The organism is Rhizobiaceae bacterium (genome assembly GCA_023953845.1).
Taxonomy (GTDB): domain Bacteria; phylum Pseudomonadota; class Alphaproteobacteria; order Rhizobiales; family Rhizobiaceae; genus Arvimicrobium.
On the sequence record JAMLJC010000001.1, the window covers coordinates 886,085 to 901,987 of the forward strand.

At 63.9% G+C, this 15,903-nt stretch carries 16 protein-coding genes; 1 reads left to right on the plus strand and 15 read right to left on the minus strand.

Annotation, left to right across the window (positions count from 1 at the left end):
* Entirely contained in the window at positions 1-4,899 is a 4,899-nt protein-coding gene (locus M9955_04360; GenBank protein ID MCO5080875.1) for a phage tail length tape measure family protein, read from the minus strand.
* A gap of 125 nt (positions 4,900-5,024) precedes the next feature.
* On the opposite strand from M9955_04360, the gene M9955_04365 reads away from it, so the two are divergent.
* Complete coding sequence (locus M9955_04365; protein ID MCO5080876.1) at positions 5,025-5,249, plus strand: DUF4156 domain-containing protein; 225 nt, start codon at positions 5,025-5,027, stop codon at positions 5,247-5,249.
* Here M9955_04365 and M9955_04370 read toward each other — a convergent pair whose 3' ends face one another.
* The 14 genes from M9955_04370 to M9955_04435 form a co-directional block, all read right to left on the minus strand.
* Positions 5,250-5,546 carry a hypothetical protein gene (locus M9955_04370; GenBank protein MCO5080877.1) on the minus strand — a complete coding sequence of 99 codons (297 nt, stop codon included), beginning with the start codon at positions 5,544-5,546 and terminating at the stop codon, positions 5,250-5,252.
* A gap of 29 nt (positions 5,547-5,575) precedes the next feature.
* Positions 5,576-6,022 (minus strand): hypothetical protein, encoded by a 447-nt coding sequence (locus M9955_04375; GenBank protein MCO5080878.1) that lies wholly within the window; start codon positions 6,020-6,022, stop codon positions 5,576-5,578.
* A 92-nt stretch (positions 6,023-6,114) separates the two neighbouring features.
* Entirely contained in the window at positions 6,115-7,605 is a 1,491-nt protein-coding gene (locus M9955_04380; protein MCO5080879.1) for a phage tail tube protein, read from the minus strand.
* 75 nt (positions 7,606-7,680) lie between these two features.
* Positions 7,681-7,857, minus strand: a complete 177-nt coding sequence (locus M9955_04385; protein ID MCO5080880.1) for a hypothetical protein — start codon at positions 7,855-7,857, stop codon at positions 7,681-7,683.
* Complete coding sequence (locus tag M9955_04390; protein ID MCO5080881.1) at positions 7,857-8,267, minus strand: DUF4128 domain-containing protein; 411 nt, start codon at positions 8,265-8,267, stop codon at positions 7,857-7,859. The genes M9955_04385 and M9955_04390 overlap by 1 nt, the downstream gene beginning before the upstream one ends.
* A 3-nt stretch (positions 8,268-8,270) precedes the next feature.
* Positions 8,271-8,969 carry a hypothetical protein gene (locus M9955_04395; GenBank protein MCO5080882.1) on the minus strand — a complete coding sequence of 233 codons (699 nt, stop codon included), beginning with the start codon at positions 8,967-8,969 and terminating at the stop codon, positions 8,271-8,273.
* Positions 8,969-9,301 (minus strand): hypothetical protein, encoded by a 333-nt coding sequence (locus tag M9955_04400; protein ID MCO5080883.1) that lies wholly within the window; start codon positions 9,299-9,301, stop codon positions 8,969-8,971. Before M9955_04400 ends, M9955_04395 begins: the two co-directional genes overlap by 1 nt.
* On the minus strand, positions 9,298-9,945 hold the full coding sequence (locus M9955_04405; GenBank protein MCO5080884.1) for a hypothetical protein: 648 nt from the start codon (positions 9,943-9,945) through the stop codon (positions 9,298-9,300). Before M9955_04405 ends, M9955_04400 begins: the two co-directional genes overlap by 4 nt.
* Positions 9,946-9,949: 4 nt before the next feature.
* Positions 9,950-10,384, minus strand: coding sequence for a hypothetical protein (locus M9955_04410; protein ID MCO5080885.1), 435 nt, complete (start codon positions 10,382-10,384; stop codon positions 9,950-9,952).
* Between the two features lie 76 nt (positions 10,385-10,460).
* Positions 10,461-11,744 carry a phage major capsid protein gene (locus tag M9955_04415; protein ID MCO5080886.1) on the minus strand — a complete coding sequence of 428 codons (1,284 nt, stop codon included), beginning with the start codon at positions 11,742-11,744 and terminating at the stop codon, positions 10,461-10,463.
* Positions 11,745-11,755: 11 nt separating this feature from the next.
* Positions 11,756-12,448: an HK97 family phage prohead protease gene (locus M9955_04420; protein MCO5080887.1), complete on the minus strand. Its 693-nt coding sequence runs from the start codon at positions 12,446-12,448 to the stop codon at positions 11,756-11,758.
* Positions 12,445-13,674, minus strand: coding sequence for a phage portal protein (locus tag M9955_04425; protein ID MCO5080888.1), 1,230 nt, complete (start codon positions 13,672-13,674; stop codon positions 12,445-12,447). Before M9955_04425 ends, M9955_04420 begins: the two co-directional genes overlap by 4 nt.
* A 12-nt stretch (positions 13,675-13,686) precedes the next feature.
* Positions 13,687-15,372, minus strand: coding sequence for a terminase large subunit (locus M9955_04430; GenBank protein MCO5080889.1), 1,686 nt, complete (start codon positions 15,370-15,372; stop codon positions 13,687-13,689).
* Positions 15,359-15,844, minus strand: a complete 486-nt coding sequence (locus M9955_04435; GenBank protein MCO5080890.1) for a hypothetical protein — start codon at positions 15,842-15,844, stop codon at positions 15,359-15,361. Before M9955_04435 ends, M9955_04430 begins: the two co-directional genes overlap by 14 nt.
* Positions 15,845-15,903: the final 59 nt, after the last annotated feature.

Here is a 15,903-nt window from a genome sequence, read left to right on the forward strand (position 1 = left end):
TCAAGCCGCTTTCTTCTGTCGCGACCGAAACTCGGCGTTCCTGCCCTGCTCTCGCAGCGCCGTCACCGCCTCCATCGTTGCCGCCACCGTCTCACGGCCGGCCATCGCTTCCATCTGGATCATCCGCTGCATCACGTCGGTAAGCTGCCGCTGCATGGCCTGGATGGCCTTGACCACGGCCGAATTGTCGTTGGCGGCATACCAGCCGCCGCGCATCGCCTCGATCTCCGGGCGGTACCGCTGCGCCTGCGCCGCCGGCATGACGAACTCGCCTGGCATCAGCCTTTTCAGGACGCTGTCCATGCCGGGAACGCCGCCCGTCACCCATCCGCCCGACGCCATGCCCGCCGCGTGCTTCTTCAGGTCCGCCTCGATCCCCGCCAGCGTCGTCAGGCCGGCATTGAGGTTGCCGCTGTAGAAGGCGTAGCCGACAGGGTCCGGCTCGCGCTTGAGGATGGAGCGATAGAGGTTCGCCACCGGATCGGTCGACGAGTAGTTCGCGGTCGAGGCGGTCGAGGCCGTCTGCTGCGCGGCGGCAGCCGCGCTCTGGGCCGCCAGCTGCGCCTTGAGCACCGCCAGCATCTCCTGAAACACGGTATTCTTGTAGGCGTCGTCGGCGGCCTGCGCGCTCGCTTCCGCCGCCTGCGCGGCTTTCAGGTCGGCGATGGCTGCGCTTACGCTCTTCACGCCATCGTCGATGTCGATCAGCTTGCCGACCTGCTTTTCCAGCGCGGAAAGCTGCTTCTCCGCTGCCGAGAGCTGCGACGAGGCCTTGGCGAGCGCCTGTTCCAGCGTCGCATCGACCTGTTCGAAGATCTGGAAATAGGCTTCCGACGATGCGTAGTAGCTGCGCGCCTCTTCCAGATAGGCCCGGCTGACCTCTTCCAGCCTGCCCTGCGCCGTCTCGTCGCCGGCAAGCGCCTTGGCGGACACCTCGTTGAACTGCCGCTGCGCCTCCATCAGCCGCTCGTATGGCGAGTAGGGCGAAAGCTGCTTGTCGAGTTTCAGGCTGTCCCGGAAATTCCGGATGCCCTCGGTGAACGATTTTAGCCGCGAGATCGTGCTCTCGATCTCCGACCGCTCTTTTTCATAGGCGGAGCGGAGCGCGGCCTTGGCGTCCTCCACCTTCGCCTGCGCGTCGGCGAGCGCCTGCGCCGTGTCGCCACCCTCGCCCATGCCGATCAGGCCCATCAGCGAGGCGGAAAGCTCCGGCATGGCGGCGGCAAGCTGCCTGATCTGGTCGTCGGTAAGTTTTGCTTCCTTGACGATGCTGCGCAGCGACAGAGCCAGTTCGCGATTGGCGAGGTCGGCCGAAAGCCCGAGCGCCGCCGCGTCGCGAAGCCGGTCATTGTACCGCTTCTGCGCATCAAGCAGGTCGTTGAAGTAGCCGAGGTCCGAAAGCTCGTAGAGCGACGCCGAGATATCGTCGATGAATGCGGATTGCAGCTTTTTCAGCGCGGCGTTCAGCTGCTTGTCGAGCGCTTCCGCCGCCGCGAAGGCCGACATGCCGAGTTCTTCCAGCGCCGTCTGCGCGGCCTTCACCGCGCCCTGCACGGCCTGCACCGCGCTTTCGTACTCCGTGAACTCCTGCCGGCCGCCGATGAAGGCGAGGATCATGCGCTTGGCGGCCTCGGTCGCGGCGGCCATGTCGCGGTCGCCCATCTCCCGGAGTTCCGCCTCCAGCCGCGCCGCCTCTTCGGCCGACACCGAAGCGCGGTCGATCTTGTTGATCGTCTCCTCGGTGAAATAGGCGACGTCGGCGAGCATGGTGCGCAGCTCCTCGCGGAGATCGCGCATTGCCTTCGAGCCCTGATAGAGCGGGCTGTCCGTGCCGTAGCCGGAGGAATAGGCCTCAAGCTGGCCCGGCAGGGCGTCGTAGAAGTCGCGCCGCAGCCGCAGGAACATCGCGTTCCACGACTGATGCAGCCGGTCGACCAGATCGAAGTTCTTGGCCTTCCACGCGAGGCTGACCGCCTTGTCGATCTCGCCGAGATAGTCCGAAAGCTGCTTCTGGAGAACGCCGATACCCCGCCCCTCGCCGACGGCGAGCAGGTTGTTGATCGCGTTCATCTGCTTTTCGAGTTCGCGCTTCGCGGCCTTCAGCTTGGCGCGCGCGCCCATCAGCCCGCCGATCAGGCCTGCAATGCCGCCGACGACCGCGCCGATAGGTCCGGCGATCGAGCCGAGCACGGCCGTCATCTGCATGCCGGCGCCGAAACCCTGCACCGCGCCGCCAAGCGCGCCCATCAGCGGACTGGCCGACTGGTATCCCGTCGAGAAACCGCCGAGGCCTGCGCTCAGGAGACCGAGCGCCGTCTGTCCGAAGCCGGAGCCGACGCCGCCAGAAGCGCCCTGCTTTCCGGTCGAAACCTCACGCAGGCCGGCCCAGGCGTCGAATGTGCCTTCCTGCGCGCCCTTCGCCGTGCCGACCGTCGCGCCGGTTCGCACCGCATCGGGAAGACCAGACATCGCAGCGTTGAACTTGGAGATGTACTGCGCGTTCGTGTTGGAACCGTCATTGACGTTGCCGGCGGCTGCGACGGGCTTGCCGGTGAAGTGGACCGACACGGCGTCGGCGGCATTACCGAACTTTTGCAGCGACTGACCGAATTTGGCGTAGAAGACCTTGTCCTGCGCCGACTGATCGCCAAGAAACTGCTTGATGGACATCGAGGTGCCAAGCACCTCCTGTGTCCACGCCGGGATGTTCCCGCCCATGACCTGATATGCGCCATAGGCTCGATCACCGTAATACCTGCTGTTAGGGTTGGTGATAACCCGACCCATCGCGCCGTAGTTGCCGGCATAGCTGCCGCTCTCGATCTTGCGGATGGCGGCGGCATAGGTCTGAAGCCCTGCGTCGATACCGCGCTCCAGTACCGGCACGACGCCCTGCGCCATCGCCTTGCCCGTCTGGATCGCGGCGGGCATGCCGGGCGTGCCACCACGGCCCTGCCGTTCCCATGCCGGCCCTTCGGCCGCCTGCTGGATGACAGGGACGATCGCCTTGCCGATTTCCTGTCCGGTAGCGCGCGCTGCCGGGATGTTCGTCTTCGTCGACGGCGCGTCGAGCGCAAAACCCTTGCCGCCCATCCAGTTCGACAGGCCTTCGGCAACATTGTCGAAATTCATCGACGCCAGTCGCGCGCCAAGGCTGACGAGCGATTCCAGCAGATCGCGACCGGTGAACAGGTCCTCAAGGAAGCCGGCGAAACCGTCCTTCAGGGCTTCGGCTGCCTCCTTGCCCTTGTCCTTCAGCTTGCCGAACTTGTCGGCGGTCTTGTCCGTCTCCTTGCCGAGGTCGCGAACGCCAAGCGCAGAGGCGAGGAACAGCTCGTCAATGCGAGCTTCGACGGCGGCGCGCTGGAAACCGTCCAGCTTCTCGCCGAACCGGTCGAGAAGGCCGATAAGCTCCTCAGCCTCGCGACGCGCGGCCTCGCCGGGGAAATACTGTTCGAGCAGGTTGTCGGCGCGGCCCTCGAATGCATCAAATTGGCGCTTCAATTCGGCGGCGGCAGCAGCGGCCTTTTTTAGGGCCTCTTCCGTGCCGGCTATCCGGTCCCTGGCATTCTGGGCGGCCTGTCCGGCAATGGCATCGAAGATGGCCTTTGCATAGTCCTTGCCGACGATATCCTCTACCGTCTTCTGGTACTCTTCCCAATTCTTGGTCAGCTCGGCGAGAGTGTCCTTGCCGTCGATGTCGATTGGATCAAGCTTGAACTTGTCCGGATCGAGCCCAACCTTGCTGAGGTCGAAGCCGAACCATTCCGCCGCCTTGTCGGCGCCGACCAGATCGGCAAAGCCCTTGATCGACGAAATGATGGCGTTGATGCCCTCAATCGTCTTCCGCACCATCCAGTTGATACCGGCGATGAAACCGTTGGCCGCCGCCTCGCCGGCCGCCACGAAAAGCGGGCCTATGTTGGCCGCGCCGAGCTTGATCGTCTGGTAGGTGACGCCAAAGGCGGCGATCGTATTGTTGACGAACGAACTGAACGCGCTGATCGCCAGATCCCATGCAGCCTCGAACCATGGCGCGATCTCCGCGATGGCAGGCTGCAGATAGTCGTAGATTGCGCGGCCGGGAACCTGCACCATGGCCAGCGCGACGTCGGTAAAGCTGACGGCGACGCCGGTCGCATCCTCGATCTCGCTGCGCAGCATGGCGATGCCGCCAGCGACGACGGCCGCGCCGAGCGCGATCGGCCCAAACTTTGTTGCGATGCCCCCGAGGATCGACGACAGGTCTTTGAACGCGGCATTAACGCCACCCTGACCGGCATAAATCTGCGCGATCTGCGGTCCCTGCTGCATGAGCAGCATCGCGGGATTTTGGCCAAGGGCGGCCATCTGCCCAACGTCGAAGAGCTGATAGGTCAGGTTGCGGCGGCGGAACGAGGCAGCGTTATCGTTAGCGGCCTGAGCAGCCTTTGCCGCCTTGCTGTTCCGAACGAGCGCGGCGGTGTTCAGGTCGATCTGACCTGTCTCGACTTCGAGATTGCGGTTGACCGTCGACACGATGCCGGCGAGTTGCGTGTGGCCTCGTGCGGCGAGTTCGGCCGCATTGCCCGCAAAGGCCAGCTTCTGCGTCATGCCCGCAATCAGGATTTGCGCCTGCGCTGCGCTGATCTGGCCCGTTTCGAGAGCAGCATTGATACGCCGAAGGCCCTGCTCGTATTTCGCCTGGCTGGCATAGCCCTCGACATATTGGAGCGAGAGGCGATGAATGCCGTTGCCGGCCTGACTGACCTTCGTGTCCGTCTGCTGGACCGTCTGCCCAAGGCCCGTCACGGCCGCGCCGGCACGCGCGCTCGACTGTTCGAGCGAACGCGCGCCGGCCGTGAAGCCGGCAGCATCCATATCGGCGCTGACGCGCAAAGCGCTGAGTTTGACGGTCATTGGACTTTCAGGGGAAGGTTGCTATCGTCCGGCAGCTTTGCCGGGAGGAAACGTTGAAGAAGATAACTATTGTCGGATGCATGGCGCTCGCGGGGTGCGTTTCCGCAACCCCGGGATCTCACAAGGTGGTACTGACCAACAACGCGGGGATGGTGAGCGGATGCAAGTTCTTGGGGCAGCACACCGTGAGTTCGCTGCAACAATTCACTCCTGACGTGAACCGGAAGGACATAGAGACGACGCTCAAGAACAAGATCGCCGAAGTAGGCGGCACCCACGGCGTCACACCCGGACCTGTCGCACAGAACGTGAATTCGCTTCTGCAAACGGCCGACGTCTATCGCTGCTGATCATCGCTTCCGCTTCGCCTCTTCGCGCGCCTGCCGTTCCTTCTCGCGCTCGACGCAAATGGCTAGCCATTCATCGTCGATTTCCTTGAACAGATACAGGAACTCGTCGAAATCCTGTCCGTCTATGCCGTAGCGCTGCGCATAGGCATTGATCGACGCGAAGCTGACCGGCATCTCTCCGCCCATGGCGAGGTAGGGACGGTCATAGCGAAGCGCTTCCCACGCTCGCCAGAGAAGGCCGTGCCATTCCTCCGGCTCGGCGTCCTCCGGCATCGCGGCGAGTTCCGTTTCGGGCATCTCGCCGGGAAATTCCTCCGCGAGCTTGGTCAGCCAGTCGGCTTGCTTTGCGCCTTCGGCTCTCCAGCGGAGTTGGGCACGGACTTTTTTCCCTCGTCCTCCATAAACTCGGCGTCGCTCTGCCCGATCATGGAGGCGCAATAGAGCACTGCGTCGACCACATCGCGATAGGCGTAGTCGGAAAGAATTTCGCGCGCTCTCTCCGGTGAATAGACTTCGTCGAGGCCCTTCCAGTCGTGGAGGATATGCCGGGCGAGCAGCTTGCCCAGCTCCGGCTGCAAGACCTGTGCCGGGACACGAACGCCCTTATAGGCCTTGCGCAGGCGCTTCTGCATGCTGTCCTGCGCGTTGACGAAGTCGGGCAGGTGTATCGACGACACGTTGAACTCGACGCCCGGCCATTCGGGATAGGGAATCCAGTCGCCGGTCTTCTCGCGCTCAAGATCGACCTTGAGCGAGGAAAGCTTGATGGTCATGGAAGAAATCCTTTGTCGGAAGGGATGCGGCGACGTCCGACAACGCCGCCGCACTTACGCGCGTAACTCGTTCCGTGTCGGCGGAACGGCGGTCACGCCTCGACGTATTCGAGACGGTCGATGATGAAATGTCCGGCGGTCAGCGTGTCCTTCGACGCCCGGAACTCCATCGGCAGCATGACGTCCTGATTCTTGCCGCCGGCAGATGGATTGCCGCCGGTGAACGTCGCGCGAGGCACCGCGAAGACGACGGCCTGACCGTCCTTCACGACGCGGGAGTTGATGTTGCCGACCGTGCCGGCGAGCAGCTTCGCGTAGAGCGCATTCGACCCGAAATAGGTCTCCAGCGTCCCGGTCACCGCGACCTCGCCCGCGCCTATGTCGACGGAGCCCATGCTGTCCGCCGCAGTGATCGCCCGCAGGTTGTTGTTGATGCTGATCGTCAGGCTCCGGACCCAGTTCGGCGCCGACATGGCGACGCCGGATTCCGCGATCCGGCCGACATTGACGTTCGCCGCCATGATCGGATTGCCCGGGGCCGCGTCCGGGGTGGCGTCGAGAGACGTCGTGTCCTGCGAGCCCGTCGTGCCTTGCAGGGTGAAGCTGCCGGTGATCTTCTGCTCGGTCGTGATGTTGAAATCACCTTGACCGACCACCATGCCGCGCATGGCGACATAGGTCGGCACGGCCTGCCCCATGAACCCTTTCTCGATGGTCAGCGAAGAGCGGGTGACGCCATTCTTTATCTGATCGCCGAAGAAGACGCGGATGGTCTTCGACGTGCCGCTGTCCGTCGTCCAACCGGAAGGCAGGTTGTCGAGCGTCAGCTTTGTGGCAGCTACCGCCACGACGCGCGCCCATGCGCCGCTTCGGGCGGCCGCGCCGGCAGACACCAGAAACGCGAAGGTGCTGGCGTCAGCCGCGCCGCCGATCTTCACCCACATGCCCGGCACGATGCCAAGCGTGGTGAAGTCGAGCGACGTCGACCCGAGGCCATCGGCGAGCGCCGTGATGTCGCCGGAAGCGCCCTCGAAGCCGACGACCTTCAGGCGGGCGGCGGCGGCCGGAGCGGCCTCGTCGGCAAGACCCGGCGAGGAAGGTGCGACGACAGCGGTCGCGCCGGAGCCCGATTGCGCACGGAACACGCCATTGTTGCCGGCGACGCCAAAACCGGTCGCGCGCACGAGCTGCCCCTCGGCGAAGGCAGCGCCAGACGTGACGGTGTAGGTATCGCTCGACGCCGTGACATCGGTGATCGCACTGTCGGCAACGCCATCATTGTCGCGCGTCGGCGTGTTCGACCATGGATTGTAGGCGAGTGAACGAAGGAACTCGCTGGCGACGCTGTTGTCGACCGGATACGAGAACTCGAACTGGATCGCGCCGCCGACCGTCTCGTTGACCTTGATCGGATCGGAATTCATGCGATCGTCGCGCAGCTCTTCAGAATCCACGAACGTCGGCGAATAGGCCAGTGTCTCGCTGAGAATGCGTGCGGTGCGCATCCGCGGCGTGGGCGACGGCGTGACGCCGAGCGTCGTTTCCCTGATGGCGGTGAGGCGAAGGCGATTGGAATCAGTCATGTCTTTTCTCCATGGCGAAAGAGCCGCCAGACATGCGCTGGACGGTCAGGCAGGCGTTGAAGGTGGAGGCGGGAGCTACTTCCTGGGCTTCTTCGGCGACGGCTCCCGTGCCGCCTGTTTGGGCCGCTCGATGAAACCGCGCTCGGCGAGATCATCGAAGGTGTGAGGCGTCAGGTCGTCGTCCTCGGTGACAGGCTCGCCCGCCACCCACCGGCGACGAAGCGTGTTGAAGGCTTGTGCGACGATGGCCATCAGTCATCCCTTTCCCAATCGATTGTCACGGTGAGCCTGAAGTAATTCCCGTCCTGCTCGCCGGGCTCGCTCGCGCCGATCGACATGCCGCGCGGCCGGACGCCCGCCTCTTCATTGCCCCTGAAGAGATCGACGATCTGCTTGGCGTAGGTCCGCGCCTGCCCGGTGCCGATGCCGCGCAGCGTCATGACATGGACGTAGACCTGACCGTTTTCGCGGAAGAGGTTCGCGTCCTGCGGATCGGCGCCGATCGACGCCTGATCGTAGAAGTCGCCGAACATTTCGACATAGAGGAAGTGCGCGGGCGATGCGGCGAGGTTCCACGGCTCGTTCTCGAAATGGATCGGCGTCGCCGTCCAGTTCGTCCGGAGATAGGTCTCGATGCCGGTGAAGGCCGCAGGGCTCGACATGGATCAGCGGTTCAGGTTGAGCACGATGGAGGGATAGGTGAGCGCCTGTCCGGCGGCGGTATCCTTGCGCGGGGCCAGGAAGCGGCGGCCGGCGCGGAAAGCGCTCGACCGGGCCGACCGCGAGGCCGCGCGAAGCGGCGCGCCGCCCTTCAGGATGTAGGGAATCGCCGGATGCACGCCCTGCGCAATGTTGAGGAAGCGCGTTTCCGCCGTCACGACCTCGCTGTAGCGGCTGTTGATCATCCTCTTGGTGCCGTCGAAGATGCGGCGGCGCGGCACGTTCAGAAGGCCGGCCTCCGCCTTGCGGACATAGGGCTGGAAATTCGTGATGACGATCTCCGCCTCGGCCGCAATATCGTCGAAGTCGAGAATGATCTTGCCGCCGCTGATGACGATGAAGGACGATGCGAAGCGGCCGCTCTTGCGCGGGCTGCGCTTGCCGAGTTCCGCCAGCGCGAACAGGATCACCGGCTTCCACCACACGAATTCGTAGAGGATCGGACCCGGCGCCCTGACGCTCGTTTCCGGTGCGCCCTCGATGCGATTGACATAGCGCCTGTAAGCAGGGCTTCCTTCTCCGCGCTGGATGACCCGCTCCAGCTCCTCGCGCGCGAACTTCGCCAGCGCGGCGTTGATCCGGTCGGGCTCGACGTCCGCAATGGCGAGACGCAGGTCCCGGTCGAATGTCTCGAACCGCGCCATCAGCCGCGCACCAGAAGTTCGAGCCGCACGAGAGTATCGGCGACCAGCCGCCGGCGCGCGAAGATCACGCTCTGCGTCCGCCCCGCGAAGTCGCACCAGTCGCCCGCCTTCGGCTCTCCGAACGCGCCGAGCGCCGTCGGCGACGTGATGATGACGCTGTCGCCCTGCTTCGCCGCGCCGACGAGTTCCTTCGGGACTTCCCGTCCCTCGAAGCCCTTGACCGTGACGCTGGCGGCCGGCGCGGCCGGATTGGTCCCGCGCTTCAGGACGAGCGCCGAACCGTGCAGCGCCAGTTGCCGGTCGAGGCTCTTGATCGCGGCGGCGGGCGTCATAGCGTGTAGATCCGCAGCGTCGAAAGCAGACGCTCGCAAGACGCGGTCACGACCTTGTTCGCCGTCTCCGAAAGCGTGAATTCCTGCCGGCCGATTCCCTCGACCTCATCGGCCCTCAGATAAAGGCTTTCCGCGCCGAGCGATTTCAGGTGCTGCACCGACAGGATGATCGCCTGCCGGGCGCGCTCCGGCACGATGCCGGTCTGCGCCTCGCCCGCGCCCGCGCCGGCCGTGCCGTTGTAGCCGGCCTTGAAGCGCACCCGCACCGCGTCGGGAAACGCGCCGGCCGAAGGCCAGCTTTCGCCGGGCTTGAGCATCAGCGAGGTCTCGTTGACGCGATAGACGCCAGCATCGAGCGTCTGCTCGACGCCGGCAACGTCGAGATACTTGACTGATTCCACCTTGATCAGCGGCGGGTAAGGCAGGCGGATCACGCCGCGGCAGGCGATCTCCGAAAAGCAGCCTGCGACGATCTCCAGCACCTGAGGGCCTAGCGCGCGTCCGAGCCATCCTCCTGGCCCATCGATATCCTCCGTCACGGCGGCGATCAGCGCCGCCACGGCGGAATCCGTAGGCCCGTGATCGCCGGCAATATCCGCCGGCGTCACGATCGGCGTCGGGGGCGTGATGACGCGGACGCGCATCGGGTCAGTTCGCTGCAGAAGCCGAACCGAGAACCGTCGCCCCCTGCGCCGCCGGCTTGCGACGAGGCTTCAGGATGGCGATCACCGAACCGAAGGCGATATTCGCGGTTGCGGAGACGCGCACGGCCTGGACATACCGCTTCGACGGCCGAAACACCTCCGACACAAGCGTCTTGTCGTTGATGTCGTCGTTCGTGGCGCTCGTGGAAGAGACGGCCGTGCCGGTGATTTCCTCCATGCCGCTGTCGCTGTCGGCGTCGTTCTGCTCGATCTTGAGGGTCGCAACACCGGTCGCGGTGCTGTCGGTGACGGTGGCGAGAAACATCACGGACTCATAGTCCGCCATGTCGATGCGCGAGGAGTTGCTGTCAGTATTGTTGGCAGCCGCGACAGGGGCGCCGACCACGCGGTATTCGAGATTATCGGATAGCTTGTGCATCTCCGCAGTTCCTTCTGAGATTGGTTTCTGGCAGGAGGCCGGCACCGAAGATGCCGGCCATGGCACATGCGAAAGATCAGTCGCCGAACTTCAGGAACTTCAGCGATTCGAAATTGATGGCCGCGCCGCCGACGCGCTTCGTCGTGTAGAAGCCGACATAGGGCTTGTTGGTGAGCGCGTCGCGCAACACACGGATGCCGATGCGATCGACGATCTGGTATGTCTCGCGGAAGTCTCCGAAGCCGATCGAGAGGCTGTCAGCGGCGACCGCAGGCATATCCTCGCCCTCGACAACGTTGAAGCCGAGGATGGTGCCGCCCGAGAGCGCGGAGAGGGATGGCTGCCAGGCATAATTGCCCTGACCGTCCTTCAGCTTGCGCACGGCGCCCACCGTCGCCCTCGACGCCATGAAGTTCGCGTTCTGGCGATACTGCGCCTTGAGCGAATAGACGAGGTCGATCAGCTTGTCGGTGCCGTTCGTGGTCGTGCCGAAGCTGCCGTCGGTGCCGGTGAGAATGTGCTGGAAAGTCCCCCAGGCACGGCTCGCATCGGCGGTGGCGGCAGTCGGATAGGAGAGGATGCCGCGCGGCTTCAGAATGCCGTCGCCGGTGAGAAAAGCGGCATTCTCGGTCCGCGCGAACTTGTCGGACGCCTTGTCCGCCAGCCAGGCTTCGATGTCGAACATCGAATCGTCGAGCAGCTTCTGCGTGACCTGCGGAAACGCATAGAGCTCATGCACCGGGATCTCCCACTTGCCGAGCTGCGGCGTCGCCGTCGCCGGCCGCGCCTGCGTCTCCCCGACCCATCCGGCCACGCCCTCACCGAGGTCGTTGAAGCCTTCGAGTCGGTCGGTGCCGATCGTGACAACCGACGCGACCTGCCGCATCGGCGTGGTTTCGTAGACGCGCTTCACCATGCGGCCGGAGACGTCGGGAACGACGGTATAGCCGCCATCGGGATCGGAGCCGACCGACATGGCCTTGCGCTCTTCGGCGGTCAGGCGTTCGCCTTTGCGCATGTAAGCCACGAACCCGGCCTTGTAGGCGCGATAGCCCTCAAGATCGATCTGCTCGCCGCGCTCTGCCGAGAATTTTTCGGCGGCCTTGCGCTCATCCTTGTCGGCGACGCCGTCGCCGCCGAGCGCCACACGGTTCAGCTTTGTCTCGATTTCGTCGGCGCGCTTCTTTGCCTCGTCCTGAAGCTTGTCCAGAGCGGCGTTCAGCTTCTCGACCTTTTCGGAGGTCACGGTGTCCGCACTGCCGAGCTTCTTGATCTCGGCCTGCATTTCGTCATTTGCCTTCTTGAAGGCGTCAAAGGTAGCGCCCTGCTCTTCGAGCAGTTTCTTCAGTTCCGGGTCCATATGGACCTCCTCTATTGCGGTGAACGGGAGAGCGTTGCGATGTTGCGGCGGATCAGCGCCGCGATGTCAGCATTGGCCTCATCCCGAGGGTCCGCAGCCTTGAAGCCGCCGGCCGCGATTGCCTTGGCGGCGGCATGCGAGAAGCCGCCTGCATCCCGCAGGAACTCCTCGAATTCACGTATGGTCCTGATCCCGCCCGACTTCACCTGCGCCACGCGGGCGGCGCTGTTGGCCGGCATCTGGACAACCGAAACCTCGAAAAGATCGATCTTTTTCAGCGTCCGGCGCGGCTCGGTCGGTTTTGTGCCGAGTTCGAATTCCTTGGCCCGGTAACCGATGCTCAGGCCGTCGAGCACGCGCTCGCGCATGGCGGAGTGGATGACCTTGCCCCGCTCCGTATCAAGCGCGATCAGCTTTCCCTCGACGGCGAGCCCGGTATCGTCCTCCTCCATCGACGTCCACTTGCCGATGGCGAGCCCGTCCATATCCCCCATCCCCCAGCCGCCATGCTGGACGAGCATGGGCGGCAAGCGCTTTTGCTTTTTCCACTCCTTCAGCGTTTCCCGAAACGCCCCTTTCAGGATGACGTCGCCATAGGCGTCGACATTGCCGAACACCGCGCCATAGCCGGAAAAGGTGCCGATCGCGGTGTCGCCGTCGGCGAACTTCACTTCCAGCGGTGCGAAGAAGAGGTCCTGCTTCATGCTGGTTTCTCCGAAGGATTGGCGGGCTTCGCGATGGGCTGAGGCAGCTTGTCGGCTTCCGGCTCGGCGCTCAGCTCCATCTCTTCAAGGCCCCGGACATCGTTCTGCGTCAGCCAGCCCTTCGAGCCGCCGGAACCGAGCCCTTTCGCGTAGTATTCTGCCCGATCCTTCGCAGCGCCGCGCATGAGGGCATTGGGATTGAGTTTGGTGTAGAAGCCGGCGCGCCGCTGGTCATCAGTGAGCAGGTTGACGTCGGCGGACTGCTCGGTACGTTGATACCAGGGCATCAGCGTATGAACGACGTGTGCGAGAAAGAACTGCTCGGCGCTGGCGAATGTCGGCGTCTGGTCTCCGGCATGGCCGACCATCTGAGGGAAGACCCGGAACTCGCGACAGATCTCCTCTATCTGGTGCTTGCGCGTTTCGAGGAGCTGCTGATCGACGCTGGAGGCGTTGAGCGTATGGAACTTCGCGGCATGATCGACGATCAGCGGTTTTCCCGATCGGTCGCCGCCGACCTGATGACGGTCGAGCCACTTCGACAGCTGCTCGTATTGATCGGCGTTCAAATTACCCTCGACAGCCAGAATCCCTGACGAACGCGCTCCGTTCTTCTGGAATTCGGCCTGCCCCTGCTCCAGCGTCGACGACAGCCCGATCGCGTTGCGCGCAAGCTTCACGGCGTCCAGGCCGAGCCACGAATTCCACGACGGACCGCGCAGATGCCAGATCGCGTCGGCCGCAAAAAGCTTCTGCTCTCCGGTCAGCGCCGACGTGACGCGGTACTCCAGCGACATATCGCGATTCTGCTTGACGTCGACCTGCTTCGGCTCGATCGGGATCAGTTCCCTGATCTCCCGTTCCGGCCCGACGCGATTGACGAAAACATAGGCGTTCCCTGTCAGGATGACGTGGAACATCAAGGTCTCGCGAAACTCGAAGCTGGTCTGCCATGCGTTCGGCCGACGATAGAGAAGGTTGTCGAGTCCCCCGGAAACAATCCGCTTCCGGCCATCCTTCTCCTGATAGACATGCCACGGGACCTGTGCGACGCCCTCGGAAATCACGCGGCAGCAGGCCAGCACGGTCGACACTTCCAGAGCCGCCTGCGTCGTCACGATCACTCCGGACGACGCTTCGCGCCCCGTCCCGAAATTCAGCCGATGCAACTCGCCCAGCGTAGCGCTCTTCTGCTCGCCTCCGAATAGTCTCGTCCAGAAGCCCATACGATCCTAGTCCTATGCCGCTTCCCAGAAGGACACGCCGCGAGCCGCGGGATTCCAGCTCATCAGGATGGCGGCGCAGAACGACGCGATCAGCGGGTCGATCTTGGCGCGGCCCGAGACCTGCTTCGTGATCATGGCGCTGTTGCCCTTCATCTCGACCTTGGCGTTGCCCATGACCCAGTTCATCAGTCCGAGGCCGGAATGCGACACGGTGCCATCGCTTAGTTTCCGTTCGAGTCCCCACAGGGCGGGCGCGAGAGCCGGACCTTGTGCGAGGCGCCGGAACATCGGCTCCGTTATGCCGCGGGACGCCAGTTCCTCAACGATCGTGCCGATATTGTTCGGATCGAAGCCGACGGCGTTCTTGTCAGGAAGCAGGCCGGCTCCCAGCACCTGCTGCACGAAATCGGCCATGCGGGCGACGTCGTCAGGCACCTCGCAGAAGGTGAGCGATCCTTCCGCCTCGAAATCCAGCAGCTTCGCCGCGATGTCCTTCCGGATTTCCAGCACTTTCGGATGCGCGAAGGCATGGTTCCACACCAGCCATTGCCGCGTTCCCATCTCGCGCCCGATTACCGCCAGGCCGAGGAGATCGTCGAGCCCGCCGCCGTCGATGCCGACCGTCGCCACCTCCGACCGCTTGATCAGCTCCTCCAGCGACAGTGTACTGTCTGCCCGATCCGGCCAGTAATCCGCGCCGCGCCAGCTGTCGCTTCCGATGCCTACGCCGATTTCGATGTTGAGATGCTGACTCGTCCAGATCAGTTCGGCTTCCTTGGTCGCCTTGCCGTTGTTTTCGTAGTCGTCGGCGAGGCGCTGCGGATCGATCGAGCGATTGTTGTTCGGCAGGATAAGAGGCCAGTTGCGCTGGTCGCGCCAGAACTCCTCGTTGCGCTGCAGCTTCTCGGGAAACTCGTAGAGCACCGGCAACAGGATGGGATTCGAGCCGCCGACGCCGTCGCGGATCTGGCGCGCCTTCTTCAGTTCCGTGCGCCATATGCCGGCAGGCTGCTCATCCGACTGCGTCGTGATCATCAGCAGTTGGCCGCCCTGCTTCGTGATGCCGCCGCCGCGAATCTGCTGCATGACGGCGGCGGCTTTCGCCTTCTTGCCGAGTTCGTGCAGTTCGTCGACGATCGTCAGGATCGGAATCTCGCCCGTGACGATCGCGGTGTCGAAGGTCTTCACATCCAGCTTCGTGCCGGTTTTTCTCCGTGTGATGCACTTGATGTGATCCTGCACCCTGAAGATGGCATCGAGGCGTGGATCGAGCCGGATCATGCCTTGCGCCTGGTCGAATCCGCGTTCGGAGATGTTCTGGCTCGGGGCCACGATCAGCATCTGCCGGTTCGGCGCCTCTTCAAGGAAGAGGGCTGTCAGGCCGAGCGCGGCGACATAAGTCGTCTTCGAGTTCTTCTTCGGCACCATGCACAACAGTTCCCAGACGAGCCGCTGTCTGGTGTCCGGATCCTCGCTTGCGAGGAACGCGCACAGGATTTCCCGGAACCAGTCGCCGCAGGCTTCCGCGAGCGGAGGATTGCCAGGGACGTCCGGCAGCCGCAGCCGGTTGAAGAACGCGAGCGCCCGGGCGGCCTTTTCCTCGTTGAGCGGAACCTCCGCCATGGGCGTCTGGCCGGCTTGAAGTCGCTCCCACCAGTCCGGGCAGGCGAAGCGAGGAAGGGCGTCAGTGGGTGACATTCTGCGCTGCTTCGGCTTCCAGCTCGGCCATCAGGTCTGCGTCGGCGGCCATGGCGCGCTGTTCGTCTATCGCCTTCTTGCCCGGTCGTTCGGCAGGACGGGACGGCTCGCTCGGCTTGGCCGCCATCTGGCGCTCGATCTCCATGCGGTCGTTGCGCTCCAGCATTTTGCTGAGTTCCTTCAGCGCCCCGACATTGCCGTCGTTCGCGAGGTCCATGACGATCTCGAAGCGGCGCGCTTCGAGCCGGTCGCGCATCTCGTCGCGCTTTTTCAGCTCGGCTCTAAAATACCGCTTCACGGTCGCCAGCGAGATGCCGACGCCATTCGCTATCCGCGCCGTGCTCCATCCCAGCGCCAGCAACAGCTTGATCTTGTTGCGATCCCGGTCGGTCGGCTCATACGGAGGGCGGCCCCGCTGCCCGTACCGTTCACGAACAGGATTGCCGAAGAGGTCGAAATTCTCGGATGCCATGACAAAAAATCCGCGAATGAGCCCCAACCGGTCCGGGGCCCCATCCCCTCTAGACTTTC